General features: G+C 62.0%; 14 protein-coding genes. 9 read left to right on the forward strand and 5 right to left on the reverse strand.

The window, feature by feature from the left end; translation table 11 throughout:
• Positions 1 to 95: 95 nt before the first annotated feature.
• From ACQKPE_RS05140 to ACQKPE_RS05150, 3 genes are read right to left on the reverse strand one after another with little or no spacing between them, the layout of a single operon-like run.
• Positions 96 to 698, reverse strand: coding sequence for a hypothetical protein (locus tag ACQKPE_RS05140; protein WP_427663781.1), 603 nt, complete (start codon positions 696 to 698; stop codon positions 96 to 98).
• Entirely contained in the window at positions 699 to 908 is a 210-nt protein-coding gene (locus ACQKPE_RS05145) for a hypothetical protein (protein WP_427663782.1), read from the reverse strand.
• A gap of 53 nt (positions 909 to 961) precedes the next feature.
• Entirely contained in the window at positions 962 to 1084 is a 123-nt protein-coding gene (locus ACQKPE_RS05150; protein WP_427663784.1) for a hypothetical protein, read from the reverse strand.
• A gap of 511 nt (positions 1085 to 1595) precedes the next feature.
• Between ACQKPE_RS05150 and ACQKPE_RS05155 the strand changes: the two genes are divergently transcribed.
• Together ACQKPE_RS05155 and ACQKPE_RS05160 are read left to right on the forward strand one after the other, a co-directional pair.
• Complete coding sequence (locus ACQKPE_RS05155; RefSeq protein ID WP_427663786.1) at positions 1596 to 1838, forward strand: hypothetical protein; 243 nt, start codon at positions 1596 to 1598, stop codon at positions 1836 to 1838.
• Positions 1839 to 1912: 74 nt separating this feature from the next.
• Entirely contained in the window at positions 1913 to 2182 is a 270-nt protein-coding gene (locus ACQKPE_RS05160; RefSeq protein ID WP_427663787.1) for a DUF3077 domain-containing protein, read from the forward strand.
• Positions 2183 to 2294: 112 nt separating this feature from the next.
• Here the strand turns inward: ACQKPE_RS05160 and putA are convergent, their stop codons facing one another.
• Entirely contained in the window at positions 2295 to 6245 is a 3951-nt protein-coding gene (putA, locus tag ACQKPE_RS05165) for a trifunctional transcriptional regulator/proline dehydrogenase/L-glutamate gamma-semialdehyde dehydrogenase (RefSeq protein ID WP_427663789.1), read from the reverse strand.
• Between the two features lie 356 nt (positions 6246 to 6601).
• Here putA and putP point away from each other — a divergent pair, with 356 nt between their 5' ends.
• The 5 genes from putP (at position 6602) to ACQKPE_RS05190 (ending at position 13278) form a co-directional block, all read left to right on the forward strand.
• Positions 6602 to 8080, forward strand: a complete 1479-nt coding sequence (putP, locus tag ACQKPE_RS05170; RefSeq protein WP_427663792.1) for a sodium/proline symporter PutP — start codon at positions 6602 to 6604, stop codon at positions 8078 to 8080.
• 107 nt (positions 8081 to 8187) lie between these two features.
• Positions 8188 to 9024 (forward strand): 23S rRNA (adenine(2030)-N(6))-methyltransferase RlmJ, encoded by an 837-nt coding sequence (locus tag ACQKPE_RS05175; protein WP_427663794.1) that lies wholly within the window; start codon positions 8188 to 8190, stop codon positions 9022 to 9024.
• Positions 9025 to 9144: 120 nt separating this feature from the next.
• Complete coding sequence (locus ACQKPE_RS05180; protein WP_427663796.1) at positions 9145 to 10899, forward strand: carbamoyltransferase family protein; 1755 nt, start codon at positions 9145 to 9147, stop codon at positions 10897 to 10899.
• Complete coding sequence (locus ACQKPE_RS05185) at positions 10886 to 11788, forward strand: glycosyltransferase family 2 protein (protein WP_427663798.1); 903 nt, start codon at positions 10886 to 10888, stop codon at positions 11786 to 11788. The genes ACQKPE_RS05180 and ACQKPE_RS05185 overlap by 14 nt, the downstream gene beginning before the upstream one ends.
• 8 nt (positions 11789 to 11796) lie before the next feature.
• A complete protein-coding gene (locus ACQKPE_RS05190; RefSeq protein ID WP_427663800.1) occupies positions 11797 to 13278 on the forward strand; it encodes a hypothetical protein in 1482 nt (493 codons plus the stop codon).
• Here ACQKPE_RS05190 and ACQKPE_RS05195 read toward each other — a convergent pair.
• Positions 13275 to 13937, reverse strand: a complete 663-nt coding sequence (locus ACQKPE_RS05195) for a lipopolysaccharide kinase InaA family protein (RefSeq protein ID WP_427663802.1) — start codon at positions 13935 to 13937, stop codon at positions 13275 to 13277. The genes ACQKPE_RS05190 and ACQKPE_RS05195 overlap by 4 nt on opposite strands.
• A 125-nt stretch (positions 13938 to 14062) precedes the next feature.
• Between ACQKPE_RS05195 and msbA the strand changes: the two genes are divergently transcribed.
• Positions 14063 to 15883: a lipid A export permease/ATP-binding protein MsbA gene (gene msbA, locus ACQKPE_RS05200; protein WP_427663804.1), complete on the forward strand. Its 1821-nt coding sequence runs from the start codon at positions 14063 to 14065 to the stop codon at positions 15881 to 15883.
• Positions 15877 to 16773 (forward strand): GNAT family N-acetyltransferase, encoded by an 897-nt coding sequence (locus tag ACQKPE_RS05205; protein WP_427663806.1) that lies wholly within the window; start codon positions 15877 to 15879, stop codon positions 16771 to 16773. The genes msbA and ACQKPE_RS05205 overlap by 7 nt, the downstream gene beginning before the upstream one ends.
• The last annotated feature ends 1 nt before the right edge of the window (position 16774 follow it).

Here is a 16774-nt window from a genome sequence, read left to right on the forward strand (position 1 = left end):
TAGGATTGGCCCGACAGGGCTGGCTACCATGATTGATTCAGATGATGTTCAGCCACAGACGCCTTCGTTTACACCGGCTTGGAGGATGAGCCTGATTAAGGCTGGAACAGAGTACCGTCGGCATTCAGCGGCCGGAAATACCCCTTGATGCAGGTGATGCTGCGTACGCACAGCTGGGTATGAGTTTGCTGCCGGAATGACGTGCCTGGATATAGCGGGGCACCTTCAAGGAAGGGCGAACGAATCGACTCGTAGGGCTCTAGCCCCACGAGTCTCCTGGCTGAATGAAGGGCTTTGAATACAGCGCAATCAAGGAAACGCTTCAGATTGTCAGGATCGCCAGAGAAACCAGGTTTGTTCTCTGGAAGCGCTTCAACGCTGGCGTTAAGGAGTTGGTAAGCCTCTCCCAGCTCCTGCAATGCGCCTTCCTCTGTCAAGTTGAGACAAAGACCCAGATCAATGACTGCGCCGACGACAAATGGGTCATTGATTGATCCTTGGCCTCGCTTATATCGCTTTACCAGCTGCGCATAGCTGAGTGCGCGCTCAGGGCTGTTCTCCCAGAGATAAGCACCTGCACCGAGCCAGTCATAGTCATTGACACTGGGTGAAATTGGCTCGCCTGCCAAAATGGCTTCCCCGGTTTTGCGATCACAGCCATGAAATCCAAGAACGAATGATGGAAGCTGCCTATACATTTATCGATACTTGGCCTTGAGCGCACCTTTGGCGGTGAACATACCTATCTCGGCACGGAATGCTTTGGCCTCATTTGGGTTTTGGGCGAGGATCTGAGCTAGCTGTCGAATGCGTTGAGCGGCTTCTATATACGGGTTATCCGCTTTGGGCTTGTTGGGGGATTTTGCAGTCATGCCGACCTCCAGCGGGTCGTACAGGTTGGCGATCATGATAAACCTTAGGAAGTAAACGTAGGTTTTTCAGTTTAACGGCCTCGATAATCCTAAAAAATCTCAGATATCTGCTCTGTCTTGTAGTCCATTTCCCAAACACGCACAGCGTCTTCGAAGCCATTGCGGTGCTCGCCGAACTTGAAACGGCATGCCGTTGCCTTGCCGATGTACATGCCTTATCTCCAGAAACACGAAAGCCCGACACACAAAGTATGCCGGGCCTCGGAGACGGAGCGACCTTGATCGCGTCCTGAGCGGAATTATGCACTACTGGGAGGGAGAGTCCATCTCAATGGCTGGGCTAAAGCGTTTCGGCTTTTTTTAAGTAGTTGACGTTTCGGATATTTCTTACCATATGCACGTTGGATTTCCTGTGTATGCAAGCAGGCGTCATGGGAATTTCCCTATTCCGTGTAGTACGTTTCCTAAACATACTTTTAACGCCTTTGAGCCATTGCGGTGGTCTGGGTTGGCTTCTAGTCTCCGGCGGTCGTTGCGAATCAACGACCGGCTTTGACAGGCCGACTAGGTCTATCCCGATGGCTTTGCCTTATATGGCGGCTGTGCATGGGGCACTTCGTGTGCGCCGGGTTCTGGGATACCTACCGGTCTGTCAACCTATGTACAGCTGCCACCCTCTTGTTTGACAGCCGGCGTGTGGTGGCCCTTACCAGGTACCCCAAGATGCTGAAGATAGTCCCCGACCCGCCCCACAATCACCACTCCCTCGAAGACACCCTCATCCAGGCCACGGAATACGCCCTCTGTGCGCTGACTGTCGGCCAGCAAGCCGTTCGTCTCCAGCCCAGGTCACACGCCTCGATCCTGATGATGGCCTCGATGCATGAGGTCGAGTCGCTGCGTGTGCTGCTCGAATCGGCCTTGATCCAGGTGCAGCTATCGGCGCCGCCGCAGGCGCGGCACTAGGCCTTCATTCATGTATTGGCTGTACTGGCCCTTTCGCGGCGGTTCAAACACCGGAAAATTCAGGGAAATCCACCATGAGCACAGACGACCCCACCCTCAAAACCACCGTCGGCAAGACCAAGTTCTACCAAGGCGAAGGCATGACCCAGCCGCTGTTCTGCATCGAGCCCGGCATTTCCTGCCAGCATGCCCGCGAGCAGGCTTCGGAATTGATGGGCTACGTGCGCGACATGACTCTGAGCGGGGTGATGGACAACAACCCTCAACTGGTCTGGGCATCGCACTACTTGAGCGCCCTAGCCAAGGCGCTGATGGATGATGCCGAGCTGGGCATGATGCACTGACCACCCCCAAAAGCATCGCGGGGCAAGCCCGCTCCCACAGATAATTGCGCCGCCTGACGGATTGGCGCAGTACCTGTGGGAGCGGGCTTGCCCCGCGATGGCGTCAGTGGTTTTAGCCGATAGTCATCAAGCTCGCATTACCACCCGCAGCAGCAGTGTTCACACTCACCGCCCGCTCGATCACCAGCCGCTCCAGGGCAATCTGGTGGTCACCGCTGGACAACCCATGCACACCGACGATAGCGCCAGCCCGCTTGGCCACCTGCTTGCAGATACCGCGCAGTTGGTCGGAGTCGCCATGGTGGATGACCGCATCGAGCGCGACTTCATCCTTGCTCCAGTCGGCCACCAGCTTGACCTTGCCCTGCAACTCCTTCGGCAGGCGGGTGCGCAGGCTCTTGGCCGGCTCGCCCTCGACCCATACCGCCTCGCTACCCACCGCCAGCACCGCCGCGAACTGCGCCAGCAGGTCGGCTTCGTTGTCGGCCAGGCACAGCACGTGTTCGCGTGGCAGCACGGTATAGGTGTTGCGCTCGCCGGTCGGGCCGGGCAGAACGCGGGTGATGCCGCTCTGCGATTGCTCGGCGAAGGTGTCGCACAGTGCGGCCAGCTCAGGCTGGCTGCTGCCGGCCCAGGCTTTCAGGGCGTGCAGCGGCTTGATCTGCTGGTCGCGCAGGGTGGTGTCGGCCTTGCTTTCGCCATCGGCACGCTCGAAGTGGCGGGCGATGGCGTCGGCTGGGCGTGTCGACAGCAGGCGGTAGAGGTACAGCGGGCCGCCGGCTTTCGGGCCGGTGCCCGAGAGGCCTTCACCGCCGAACGGCTGTACGCCGACCACGGCACCGACGATGTTGCGGTTGACGTACATGTTGCCGGCGTTGACGTTGCCCACCACCTTGGCGATGGTTTCGTCGATGCGGGTGTGCACGCCCAGGGTCAGTCCGTAGCCGGAAGCGTTGATCTGCTCGATCAGTTGGTCGAGGTGCTTGCGGTTGTAGCGCACCACGTGCAGCACCGGGCCGAAGATCTCGCGTTTGAGCTCGTCGAAGCTTTCCAGCTCGATCAGGGTCGGCATCACGAAGGTGCCGCGTTTGACCTCGTCACCCTCGGCGATGGCCACCTGGTACACGCTGCGGCCTTTCTCGCGCATGCCCTGGATGTGTTTTTCGATGCCAGCCTTGGCTTCGGCGTCGATCACCGGGCCGATGTCTACCGACAGGCGGTCAGGGTTGCCCAGGCGGCTCTGCGCCATGGCGCCCTTGAGCATTTCGATCACGCGGTCGGCGGAGTCTTCCTGCAAGCACAGTACGCGCAGGGCCGAGCAGCGCTGGCCGGCGCTGTCGAAGGCCGAGGACACGACGTCGATCACCACCTGCTCGGTGAGGGCCGAAGAGTCGACGATCATCGCGTTCTGCCCGCCAGTCTCGGCGATCAGCGGAATCGGGCGGCCCTGGGCGTCCAGGCGGCCGGCGACGTTGCGTTGCAGCAGGCGCGCCACTTCGGTGGAACCGGTGAACATCACGCCTTTGACGCGCTCGTCACCCACCAGGCCCGCACCGACGGTTTCACCACGGCCTGGCAGCAGTTGCAGCACGCCTTCGGGAATACCGGCTTCCAGCAGCAGGCGCACGGCCTGGGCGGCGATCAGCGGGGTTTGTTCGGCGGGCTTGGCCAGCACCGGGTTGCCGGCGGCCAGGGCGGCGGCGATCTGGCCGCTGAAGATGGCCAGCGGGAAGTTCCACGGGCTGATGCACACCACAGGGCCCAGCGGGCGGCAGGCGTCGTTGCGCAGGTCGTTGCGTGCCTGCACCGCGTAGTAGCGCAGGAAGTCCACGGCCTCGCGCACTTCGGCGATGGCGTTGGCGAAGGTCTTGCCGGCTTCGCGGATGAGCAGGCCCATCAGCGGCTGGATCTCGGCCTCCATCAGGTCGGCGGTGCGCTCGAGAATCGCGGCGCGCTCGGCGGGCGGGGTGGCCTGCCAGATCGGTGCGGCGTTCAGCGCGCACTGGATGGCATTGTCGACATCGGCGACGGTGGCTTCTTGAACGTGGCCCACCACGTCGCGGTGGTCGGCAGGGTTCAGCACCGGCTGGGCGGCGCTTTCGCTGGTAGCGCAGGCCAGCAGCGGGGCAGCTTTCCAGTCGTTGTTGGCCGTGGCCAGCATGGCGCAGGACAGCGATGCCAGGCGGTGTTCGTTGGCCATGTCGATACCGGCCGAGTTGGCCCGCTCGCTGCCATACAGGTCACGCGGCAGCGGGATGCGCGGGTGCGGCAGGCCGACGCTGCCTTCCTGGGTGGCCATGCGCTCGATGCTGGCGACCGGGTCGGCAACCAGTTCCTGGATGGAGATGGAGTGGTCGGCGATGCGGTTGACGAACGAGGTGTTGGCGCCGTTTTCCAGCAGGCGGCGGACCAGGTAGGCCAGCAGGGTTTCGTGGGTGCCGACCGGGGCGTACACGCGGCACGGACGGTTCAGCTTGCCCTCGGAGACCTTGCCTACGACCTGTTCGTACAGCGGCTCGCCCATGCCGTGCAGGCACTGGAATTCGTACTGGCCTGGGTAATAGTTCTGGCCGGCGATCTGGTAGATGGCCGACAGGGTGTGGGCGTTGTGGGTGGCGAACTGCGGGTAGATCGCTTCCGGCACCGACAGCAGCTTGCGTGCGCAGGCGATGTAGGACACGTCGGTGTAAACCTTGCGGGTGTACACCGGGTAGCCCTCCAGGCCCTCGACCTGGGCGCGCTTGATCTCGCTGTCCCAGTAGGCGCCTTTGACCAGGCGGATCATCAGGCGGTGGCGGCTGCGCTTGGCCAGGTCGATGACGTAGTCGATCACGTACGGGCAGCGCTTCTGGTAGGCCTGGATCACAAAGCCAACGCCGTTCCAGCCGGCCAGCGACGGCTCGAAGCACAGGCGCTCGAGCAGGTCCAGCGAGAGCTCCAGGCGGTCGGCCTCCTCGGCGTCGATGTTCAGGCCGATATCGTATTGCTTGGCCAGCAGCGTCAGCGACAGCAGACGCGGGTACAGCTCGCTCATCACGCGTTCGTACTGGGCGCGGCTGTAGCGCGGGTGCAGGGCCGAAAGCTTGATCGAGATGCCCGGGCCTTCATAGATGCCGCGGCCATGGGAGGCCTTGCCGATCGAGTGGATGGCCTGCTCGTAGGAGGCCAGGTACTTCTGTGCGTCGTGCTCGGTCAGTGCGGCTTCGCCGAGCATGTCGTAGGAATAGCGGAAGCCTTTGGACTCGAAACGGCTGGCGTTGGCCAGGGCTTCGGCGATGGTCTCGCCGGTGACGAACTGCTCGCCCATCAGGCGCATGGCCATATCGACGCCCTTGCGGATCATCGGCTCGCCGCTCTTGCCAATGATGCGGGTGAGCGAGGAACTCAGCCCGGATTCATTGTGAGTGGACACCAGCTTGCCAGTCAGCAGCAGGCCCCAGGTGGCGGCGTTGACGAACAGCGATGGGCTGTTGCCCAGGTGCGGCTGCCAGTTGCCAGTGCTGATCTTGTCGCGGATCAAGGCGTCGCGGGTGCCTTTGTCTGGAATGCGCAGCAGCGCTTCGGCCAGGCACATCAGCGCCACGCCTTCCTGGGACGACAACGAGAACTCTTGCAGCAGGCCCTGGACGATACCGGCGCGGCCGCTGGCGCTCTTCTGGTTACGCAGTTTGTCGGCAAGGCCGGCCGCCATCTTGTTGGTGGCTTCGGCCTGCGGTGCGGCCAGGCGTGCCTGCTCCAGCAGCATGGGCACCACTTCCTGCTCGGGACGGCGGTAGGCGGCGGTGATGGCCGAGCGCAGCACCGACTGCGGCAGGATGCTTTCAGCGAACTCCAGGAAGCACTGGTGGGCGTGGTCGGCGCTGACTTCGCCGGCGTCATCGCCCTGCGCGGGCGCATGGCCACTGAGTTCGTTCAGGGTGGCGCCACCCTCGAGCTTCTCCAGGTAGTTGAAGATCGCTTGCTTGATCAACCAGTGCGGGGTGCGGTCGATGGACTGCGCAGCGGCTTTGAGTCGCTCACGGGTTGGGTCGTCGAGTTTGACCCCAAGGGTGGTCGTCGCCATTTCTTATCCTCGTTATTGCCACGGCGGTGGCCTAAGCTGGATGCAAGATTAGCTGTAGGAGAATTCGGGTGCAACCGGGTGCAACCTTAAATCGGGTTTGAAGAGGTGCAACTCGTCCGGCGGTAATCTCCGCACAGTAAAAAGGGTCGTTCGTGGTGCATTTTCTTATAAGAAAAACCGCTTTTGCTGCCTTTCGGAGCAAGAAAGCGGTTTTATCGGAAAAGTCACTGTGAGGTGCAACTTGCAAATGAAAAATGGTTGCACCTCGTTCATGTTGTTGCATAGCATGCGCCGCCTGGGTGCAACCGACTGATCGAGCGGTCGCACGAGATAAAAACAACGCCAGGGCACAACTCATGGGCAATCCAATCACGGTCACATTCGTGATCTATATCGCGGCAATGGTGCTGATCGGCTTCATGGCCTATCGCTCCACCAAGAACCTTTCCGACTACATCCTGGGCGGTCGCAGCCTGGGTAGCGTAGTTACCGCGCTTTCTGCCGGCGCCTCCGACATGAGCGGCTGGCTGCTGATGGGCCTGCCGGGCGCCATCTACATGTCGGGCCTTTCCGAAGCCTGGATCGCCATCGGCCTGACCGTCGGCGCCTACCTGAACTGGCTGTTCGTCGCTGGCCGTCTGCGGGTGCAGACCGAGCACAACGGTGACGCCCTGACCCTGCCGGACTACTTCGCCAGCCGCTTCGAAGATAAAAGCGGCCTGCTGCGTGTTATCTCGGCCGTGGTCATCCTGGTGTTCTTCACCATTTATTGCGCCTCCGGCATCGTTGCTGGCGCCCGCCTGTTCGAAAGCACCTTCGGCATGTCCTACGAGACCGCGCTGTGGGCTGGTGCTGCCGCCACCATTGCCTACACCTTCGTCGGTGGTTTCCTGGCAGTGAGCTGGACCGACACCGTGCAGGCCTCGCTGATGATCTTCGCGCTGATCCTCACCCCGATCATCGTGCTGATCTCCACCGGCGGCTTCGACACCACCTTCCTGGCCATCGAAGCGGTTAACCCGGCCAACTTCGACATGTTCCGCGGCGCGACCTTCATCGGCATCATCTCGCTGATGGGCTGGGGCCTGGGCTACTTCGGCCAGCCGCACATCCTGGCGCGCTTCATGGCTGCCGACTCGGTCAAGTCGATCGCCAACGCCCGCCGCATCTCCATGACCTGGATGATCCTGTGCCTGGCCGGTACTTGCGCCGTGGGCTTCTTCGGTATCGCCTACTTCTCGGCCAACCCTGATCTGGCTGGCCCAGTCACCGAGAACCACGAGCGTGTGTTCATCGAGCTGGCGAAGATCCTGTTCAACCCATGGGTTGCCGGTGTGCTGCTGTCGGCCATTCTGGCTGCGGTAATGAGCACCTTGAGCTGCCAGCTGCTGGTGTGCTCCAGCGCGCTGACCGAAGACTTCTACAAAGCCTTCCTGCGCAAGAATGCCTCGCAGAGCGAGCTGGTGTGGGTCGGTCGCTTGATGGTACTGGCCGTTGCGCTGGTCTCTATCGCCCTGGCTGCCAACCCGGAAAACCGCGTACTGGGCCTGGTGGCTTACGCCTGGGCTGGCTTCGGCGCCGCCTTTGGCCCTGTGGTTCTGCTTTCCGTACTGTGGAAAGGCATGACCCGCAATGGCGCGCTGGCCGGTATCGTCGTGGGTGCCCTGACTGTGATCCTGTGGAAGAACTACGTGGGCCTGGGCCTGTACGAGATCATTCCAGGCTTCCTGTTCGCCACCCTCGCCATCGTGTTCGTGAGCAAGGCGGGTCGTCCTTCGACCAGCATGGTTTCGCGCTTCGAAACCGCCGATGCGGCGTACCACGCTGACAAGTAACACCCGTTGAAACGGCGGCGCCTGCTTTGCGGGTGCCGCCGTTCGACCGTCTTACCTGACGACTCCCGCACGACAAGGTAAACTTGCCGGCCCCCGCAGGAGCCGCCATGAACTACCGTCACGCCTTCCACGCCGGCAACCACGCCGACGTCCTCAAGCATATCGTGCTGACCCGCCTCATCGCCCTGATGTCGCGCAAGGAGCAGCCGTTCGCCTACCTCGACACCCACGCCGGCCTCGGCCTGTACGACCTTCAGGGCGACCAGGCAACCCGTACCGGTGAATACCTCGAAGGTGTCGCCCGCCTGTGGGGGCGCGATGACCTGCCTGAAACCACCGCCGACTACCTGCGCATCATCAAGCGCCTGAACCCGGACGGCGAGCTGCGCTACTACCCAGGCTCCCCCGAGCTGGCCCGACGCCTGATGCGCCAGCAGGACCGCGCGCAGCTCAACGAAAAGCACCCCGAAGACGGCCCGTTGCTCCGGGAAAACATGAAGAAGGACCCGCGTGTAACCGTGCACCTGGGTGAGGGCTGGCATGTGCCGCGGGCCTTGCTGCCGGTGCAGGAAAAACGCGCGATCATGCTGATCGACCCACCGTTCGAGCAGGCTGACGAGCTCAAGCGTTGCACCCTGGCGATGAAGGAAGCGATCGGGCGCATGCGCCAGACCGTCGTGGTGATCTGGTACCCGATCAAGGACCAACGTTCCCTGACCCGCTTCTACCAAGACCTGACCAGCACCGGCGCGCCAAAACTGCTACGCGCCGAGCTGTACGTGCATCACCAGGACAGCCCCCAGGGCCTGAACGGCTCAGGCCTGGCCATCGCCAACCCGCCATGGGGGCTGGAAGACGAACTGCGCGAACTGCTGCCCTGGCTGGCCAAAGAACTGGCGCAGACCGCCGGCAGCCACCGCCTGGACTGGCTGATCGCCGAGTGAAGTGTCTGGTTACCGGTGGGGGCAGTGTGCCTTCTATGTTTGCGCTATAATCGCGCCCTTTAGCCGCCGCCCGCCCATGAGGCCGCCGGCGCATCCCTAGCGAATGAAGAGGCTGAACCCTTGGCATTGACGATTCTTGGCCTGTCCGGCGCCCTTAGCCATGACCCTTCCGCGGCCCTGTACATCGACGGCAAGCTGATTGCCGCCGCCGAAGAAGAACGCTTCGTGCGTGACAAGCATGCGAAGAACCGCATGCCCTACGAGTCGGCGAAGTTCTGCCTGGAGCAGGCCGGTATCAAGCCTTCGGACGTCGACGTGGTGGCCATTCCCTTCGCGCCTATCAGCCTGTTCGGCAAGGCCCGCTGGCACTACGCCAAGCGCTACTGGTACGCCCCGGATCGCGCCCTTGACGCGATCCTGATGGGCAACCGTCGCTACAAGCGCTACCGCAAGAAGATCGTCTGGTGCCTGGAACAACTGGGCTTCGACCCGAAGAAGGTCAAGATCGAGCCGGTCGAGCACCACCTGGCCCACGCTTCCAGCGCCTACCACTGCTCGGGCTTCAAGGAAAAGACCGCGATCCTCGGCATCGACGGCAAGGGCGAATACGCCACCACCTTCTTCGGCTATGGCGAAAACGGCAAGATCCACAAGATCAAGGAGTTCTTCGACCCGGATTCGCTCGGCGGCCTGTACGGCGCGATGACCGAGTTCCTGGGCTTCGAGATGCTCGATGGCGAGTTCAAGGTCATGGGCATGGCGCCGTACGGTGACGCCAGCAAGTACGACTTCTCGCGTCTGGCCAGCTTCGAAAATGGCGAGCTGGTCATCAATACCGACTACGCCAATGTCATCGGCCTGCGCCGCTATAAAGAGAAGGGCAAGGGCTTCTACTTCTCGCCCAAGCTGATCGAATGGCTGGGCCCCAAGCGCGAAGGCGACATCGCCGACGAGCCGTACATTCACTACGCGGCGAGCATGCAGGCGCTGTTCGAGAAGCTGGCGTTGCAGATGATCGACCATTACCTGGGCGACATCCTCAAGGAAACCGGCAAGCTGGCCTTCGCGGGTGGCTGTGCACTGAACGTCAAGCTCAACCAGAAGATCATTTCCCGCCCAGACCTCAAGGAGCTGTTCGTGCAGCCAGCATCCGGCGATGCCGGTACTGCCGTGGGGGCTGCGGCCTATGTTTCCCACGCCCGTGGTGTGCCGGTCGAGAAGATGGAGCACGTGTACCTTGGCCCTGCGTACTCCAACGAAGACGTGATCGCCGCCTGTGCCCGCCACCCGAATGCGCCCAAGTGGCGCAAGCTCAACGACATGCCCGAGCGCATCGCCAAGATCATGGTCGATGGCAACCCGGTGGCCTGGTTCCAGGGCCGCATGGAGTTCGGGCCGCGCGCCCTGGGCGGTCGTTCGATCATCGGCTGCCCGAGCGTGCCGGGCGTGGCCAACCGCATCAACGAGCAGATCAAGTTCCGCGAGCGCTGGAGACCTTTCTGCCCGTCGATGCTCGACACCGTTGCGCCGCAGATGATCAAGGTCGACCACCCGGCGCCGTTCATGACCTTTACCTTCGAAGTGGCCGAGGAGTGGAAAACCCGCGTGCCGGAGGTGGTCCACGAGGACGGGACGTCCCGTGCGCAGGTCCTGAAGCGGGAGTACAATCCGCGTTACTACGACATGATGAAGGCGCTGGAAGCGCTGACTGGCAATGGCGTTTCGCTGAACACGTCGCTCAATCGTCGTGGCGAGCCGATGATCTGTTCGCCGACCGATGCACTGAACATGTTCTACGGTTCTGACCTGCAGTATCTGATCATGGAAGACATCCTTGTGGTTAAAGAGGGTGCGCCAGAGTATGAAGAGTCCTGAAGTCCTGATCAGCCTGGTCGTTCCAGCCTACAACTATGGCAAGTTGCTGCCGCGGGCACTCGATTCGGTATTTGGCCAATGGGCCGATGACCTCGAGCTGATCGTGGTCAATGACGGCTCCAGGGATAACACCCTGGAGGTACTGGCCGGCTACTCAGCCCGCTATCCGCAGTTGCAGGTCGTCGACCAGGCCAATGCCGGTGCCGCCGCAGCGCGCAACAAGGGTATCGCCTTGGCGCGCGGTCGCTACGTGCTGCTGCTCGACGCCGATGATGAGTTGGCACCAGGTGCCATCGAGACATTGCGCGAGGTGCTGCGAGCCAACGCTGATGTTGGCATGGTGCTGGGTGGGCAGATCTCGGTGTTCCCGGATGGCAAGGAGCGCTTGCGCCTGCCGACACCCGTGCCGCGGGCAAGCGCGCGGGAGTTGGCTCGCAGTTATCTGCTGGAAAAGCGCATCACCGTTTCGCATTGCTGCACGCTGTTCGCCCGTGAGCTCCTGCTGCGCCGTCCGTACCCTGAGGGCTTGCGGACCAGCGAGGACATTCCGGTGTTCGCCTTCCTGGTGGTAAACGCCAAGGTGGTGACCACCGATGTCCCCATTGCGCGTATCCACAAGCACCCGGACAGCCTGCGGCACAATCGTGAGAACGAAGAAGACTATGCGATGAACCTGGTCGATGAGGTGTTCGCCAGCTTGCCTGACGAGTGTCAGGACCTGAGCGTGCGCTACAGGGCGCAGCGTTACCTGTCGCTGTTCCGAGCCGCGCTGCTGTCGGGTGACCGCAGCTCGGCGCGACGCTTCTACGGCCAAGCCTTGCGTCTGAGCCCTATGCAAGCGATGCGTTGGACGTACCTGCGCAAGGCCTCACGGCTGGTGGTGGCTTAAGGATTTCAATGAGTACTGTTGTCGACAGGATGGATGCCGGATTGGGTAAGTTCGTTGCAAGGATTGTTGGGGAGTATCCTGTAAGGCTGGCTTTCTTCGCCAGCCTTTTGCTTTCGGTGATTGCAGTGTTTGGCAGTCCGACACTCGGGCGAGATGCTGCGTTCTACCTGAGCATTGCCGAACGTGTAAGTCTTGAAGGGCCGCAGGTGGCCTGGCAGTTTTTCAACTGGCCTTGGTTCACCTACCTGCTCGCCGCCACCCACGTGGTAACTCGCCTGCCCTTGGAGTGGTGCGCGCACTTGTGGTGTGGACTGTTCATGGCCGGCACCTGTGCGCTATTGGTGGACGTCGTGCGCCAGCGTGCGCCAGCTGCTGCGGGCTGGGCTTGCCTGGTGGTATTGGCGATGCCGGCAGTAAACCAGTTCCGTAATGACATTATCCGCGAGTATGGCTTCTGGTTCTTCTGTGTGCTGGCCTTGTGGCTGGTGATGCGCTGGCAGGCGCGAGGCGGATGGTTGCGTGCATCAGCAATCCACCTGGCGATCGGCTCGGCAATGTTGTTCCGCCTCGAGGCGCTCGTGCTGGAGGTGGCTTTGCTGCTTTGGCTGTTGGTGGGGGTGCGCGAGGAGCATGGGGTTAAGCGCCTGGTTCAGTTCTTGGTGTTGCCGCTGCTTGGTGGTGTTGTCGGTCTGTTGGCCTTGCTAGCCAAGGGCGGGGCTACTTCTGGGCGGGTGCAGGTCTACCTGGAGATGCTCGACCCTAGGGGGGTCTACGCCGCTTTTCGCCAGGTAGCCGATCAGTTCGGCGACAGCATGACTTACAAGTATTCGCGTGATGAAACAGGCCGTATCGTCTTCTTCGGCATGCTGGCGGCGTTGTTGATCAAGTTCGTGTCATTGAGCGGCCCGTTCTCCCTGCCGTTCCTGAGGCACGAAAGCTGGCGGGCGTTACGTACCTATCTGCGCGACTATCAGGTGTTTGCCTGGGCCGCGCTGATGTACCTGGCGGTGTTGATGTTGTTCTTCATCAACATGCAGTTCATGAATGGCCGTTACCTCAGCTTCCTGAACCTGCTGACCGTGCCTTTGCTGGCAGTCGGCATCTGGCATTTCGCGAGTCGCTTTCCACGCATGAGCAAGGTGTTGCTGGTTGTGGGGCTGCTGATGATGCTGTCCAACGTGATTTCCACGGGGGCACGCAAAACGCACTTGATCGAGGCTGGAGAGTGGGTCTCTGCCAATCTGGATCCGCAGGCCAAGGTCTACTACGACGATGGCCGGGTCAGCTATTACGCTGGGCGTGGCTATGTGGTCTCACCGCCGCAGAATGATGTGATCCACGGCAAAGCTGTCCAGCAATACAGTTACTTCGTGCTGGAAGGTCGTCCTGGCGAGCCGTGGCTCACCACTTGGCTCGAGCAGCACCAGATGCGCGTATTGGCAAGTTTCGCCAACCGCAAGAATGCAACCGTGGTGGTAATCGGCCGCTAGTCGAGCAACTGCCGCAGGTTGTTCAGCAAGCGTGGACGGGGCCGGCTCTGGCCCCGTTCCAGTTCCTGGCGATAGCTTTCCAGAAAGGTTTCGCCAGCGTCCTCGCCCAACAGCCACAGACGGTCCTGCGAATAGCGCAGCATGTGGTGGAAGTTGCGCTCGCGCTGGCTGTCGCGCAGGGCACGGCGCTGGCAGCGCAGGTCGGCGATGTCGATCAGCCCCAGTTCCTGCTCGGGCGTCAGTACCACATTGCCCAGGTGTAGCGAGCGAAAGTAAACCCCTGCTTCATGCAACCGTGCGACGAAGCGCCCGAGCTGCGTGCGCAGCGCCTGGCCCTGGGGCGCGTCATCGAGCAATTGGCGCAAGGTCTGCCCGGGCAGCGGCTGGTAATACACGGCGTCACGGGCAATGCTGGCAATACGGTAGGTGGCGATCACTGCCGGGCAGGGGATGCCCAGGCTGGCAAGGGCCTTGGCATTGTCGGCGAAGCGTTCGGCATAGGGGAAGAACAGCGCCGAGCTGAGCAGGCGCTTGCGCCGGAACAGCTTGAGCATGTGGCCGTCACGCAAACGCAGCACCTTGTCGCCGGAACCGTCGGCCTCCAGCACCTGGGCGTCTTCGCGTAGAGCCAGGTAGGCGGAATGATCCAGTGCTTGCATGCATAACCTCCGATAAACAGGCCAGTTATCTTATCTGACTTGGCGAGGTGTCGCTGCTGTCGGTTTCATGGGGGTGAAAAGTCGCTGTGATATGATCGGCGCCTCATTTTAGTGTGCGGATTCCCATGAGCAGTCCTGAACCTCGCCCTCAGTCCACCCTGGCGATCTATTTCCGCCTGTTGACCTATGTGCGCCCTTACATCGGGTTGTTCATCCTCAGCATCGTAGGCTTTTTGCTGTTCGCCTCGACGCAGCCAATGCTGGCCTACATCCTCAAGTACTTCGTCGACGGCCTGGCCAACCCGGATGCCGTGTTGTTTCCAGGCAACCCCTGGCTAGGCGAGTTGCGCCTGCTGCAGGCCGTGCCGCTGATGATCGTGGCAATCGCCGCCTGGCAAGGCGTCGGCTCGTACCTGGGCAACTATTTCCTCGCCCGGGTTTCCCTGGGGTTGGTACATGACCTGCGGGTGGTGCTGTTCAACAAGCTGCTCGAGTTGCCCAACCAGTATTTCGACAAGCACAACTCCGGGCATCTGATCTCGCGCATCACCTTCAACGTGACCATGGTGACCGGCGCGGCCACCGATGCTATCAAGGTGGTGATCCGCGAAGGCATGACCGTGGTCTTCCTGTTCTGCACCTTGTTGTGGATGAACTGGAAGCTCACGCTGGTGATGGTGGCGATCCTGCCGATCATCGCCCTGATGGTGAGCAGCACCAGCCGCAAGTTCCGCAAGCAGAGCAAGAAGATCCAGGTGTCCATGGGCGATGTCACCCACGTGGCCTCGGAAACCATCCATGGTTACCGCGTCGTGCGCAGTTTCGGCGGTGAGACCTACGAGCAGGACCGTTTCAAGCAGGCCAGCCTGAGCAACACCAAAAAGCAGTTGTCGATGACCAAGACCGGCGCGGTCTACACCCCGACCCTGCAACTGGTGACCTACAGCGCCATGGCCGTCGTGATGTTCCTGGTGCTGTTGCTGCGTGGCGAGGCTTCCGCCGGGGACCTGGTGGCCTATATCACCATGGCCGGCCTGCTGCCTAAGCCGATCCGCCAGCTTTCCGAGGTCAGCTCGACCATCCAGCGCGGTGTGGCCGGTGCGGAAAGCATCTTCGAGCAACTCGACGAAGCGCCGGAAGTCGACAGCGGCAGCATCGAGCGCGAGCGCGTGCAGGGTCGCCTGGAGGTGCGCAACCTCAGCTTCCAATACCCAGGCACCGACAAGAAGGTGCTCGACGACATCAGCTTCGTCGCCGAACCTGGGCAAATGGTGGCGCTGGTCGGACGCTCCGGCAGCGGTAAGTCGACCCTGGCTGGGCTGATCCCGCGCTTCTACCAGCACGAGCAGGGGCAGATCCTGCTCGACGGCGACGAAGTGCAGGCATTCACTCTGCGCAACCTGCGCCGTCACATCGCTCTGGTGAGCCAGCAGGTGACCCTGTTCAATGACACGGTCACCAACAACATTGCCTACGGCGACCTGGCCGGTGCGCCCATCGAGGCGGTGCACAAGGCGGCCGGCGAGGCCTATGCCGATGAGTTCATCCGCAAGATGCCCCAGGGTTACGACACCCTGGTGGGAGAGAACGGCGTGCTGCTGTCCGGCGGGCAGCGCCAGCGCCTGGCGATTGCCCGGGCCTTGCTCAAGGATGCGCCGCTGCTGATTCTCGACGAAGCCACCTCGGCGCTGGACACCGAGTCGGAACGTCACATCCAGGCCGCGCTCGACCACGTGGTGCAGAACCGCACCACGATCGTGATCGCCCACCGCCTGTCGACCATCGAGAAGGCCGACCTGATCCTGGTGATGGAGGACGGTCGTATCGTCGAGCGTGGCTCGCACGACGAGCTGCTGGCGCGCAACGGGCACTACGCGCGTCTGCATGCCCGCGAATTCGAAGAAGGCGACGACGACAAGCCGACGCAGGCCGCGGACGTATGCTGAACCTGTTGCGCGCGTGGCGTGAACGGGGTTGGCAGGAGATCGACGCAACAGACTACGCCAAGGCATGGCATCGATATGGCGGCAGCTTCGTCACACACCCCGAGGTGGTGGCGCGGCTGTCGGCGTTTCTCGAACTGCCGGTTCGCTACCTGGGTTGGTACGTCGACGGCCAGTTGCTAGGCGCCATGCCCTGTTCAGGGCGGTACCTGGCGCTGTCCAAGGATGTGCTCAAGCGCGAGCGCAAGCGTGGCCTGCTGGACCTGGGCAATGCCGAGGTCATCCTGCCGATCGCGGCATCCGTGCAGGTGCCGGTGCGTCAGCGCATGGGCTATGTCTCCGAACTCAATGCCGGCAATATCGCAACCCTGCGTAGCCAGCCCGAGGGCTTGGCGCTGGCCCGCGAGCCGGAGGACTACTCGAAGAAGTTTCGCTACAACCAGCGGCGCGAGCTGCGTCTGCTCGAAGAGTCGGGTGGCAGCCTGCGGCCCATGAGCGACTTCACGCCTGCCGAGCAGGCAGCGATGTACGCCGACCTGTTCCAGCGCCGCTGGGGGTTCGAGGTGCCGGGCAAGCAGGGCCTGGTGGAGGTGTTCAGCCTGCTGCGCGAGTTCATGACAGGCTCGCTGGTGCTGCTCGATGGTGCACCGGTGGCCGTTCAGGTTCTGTACAGGGTCGAGGCGCCAGAATGGGTGTCGCTGGAGTACATCAATGGCGGGGTCGATCCGCAGAGCCGTGCTTTCAGCCCTGGTAGCGTATTGAGCTTCGTCAACACCCAGCAGGCCTGGGAAGACGCCAGGGCGACGGGCAAGCCCCTGCGTTACTCGTTCGGTCGCGCCGATCGTGAATACAAAGACCGTTGGTGCCGGAAGGTGGCGGTCTATCAGGTCTGAG

It is taken from the genome of Pseudomonas sp. NPDC089554, assembly GCF_050280645.1.
Taxonomy (GTDB): domain Bacteria; phylum Pseudomonadota; class Gammaproteobacteria; order Pseudomonadales; family Pseudomonadaceae; genus Aquipseudomonas.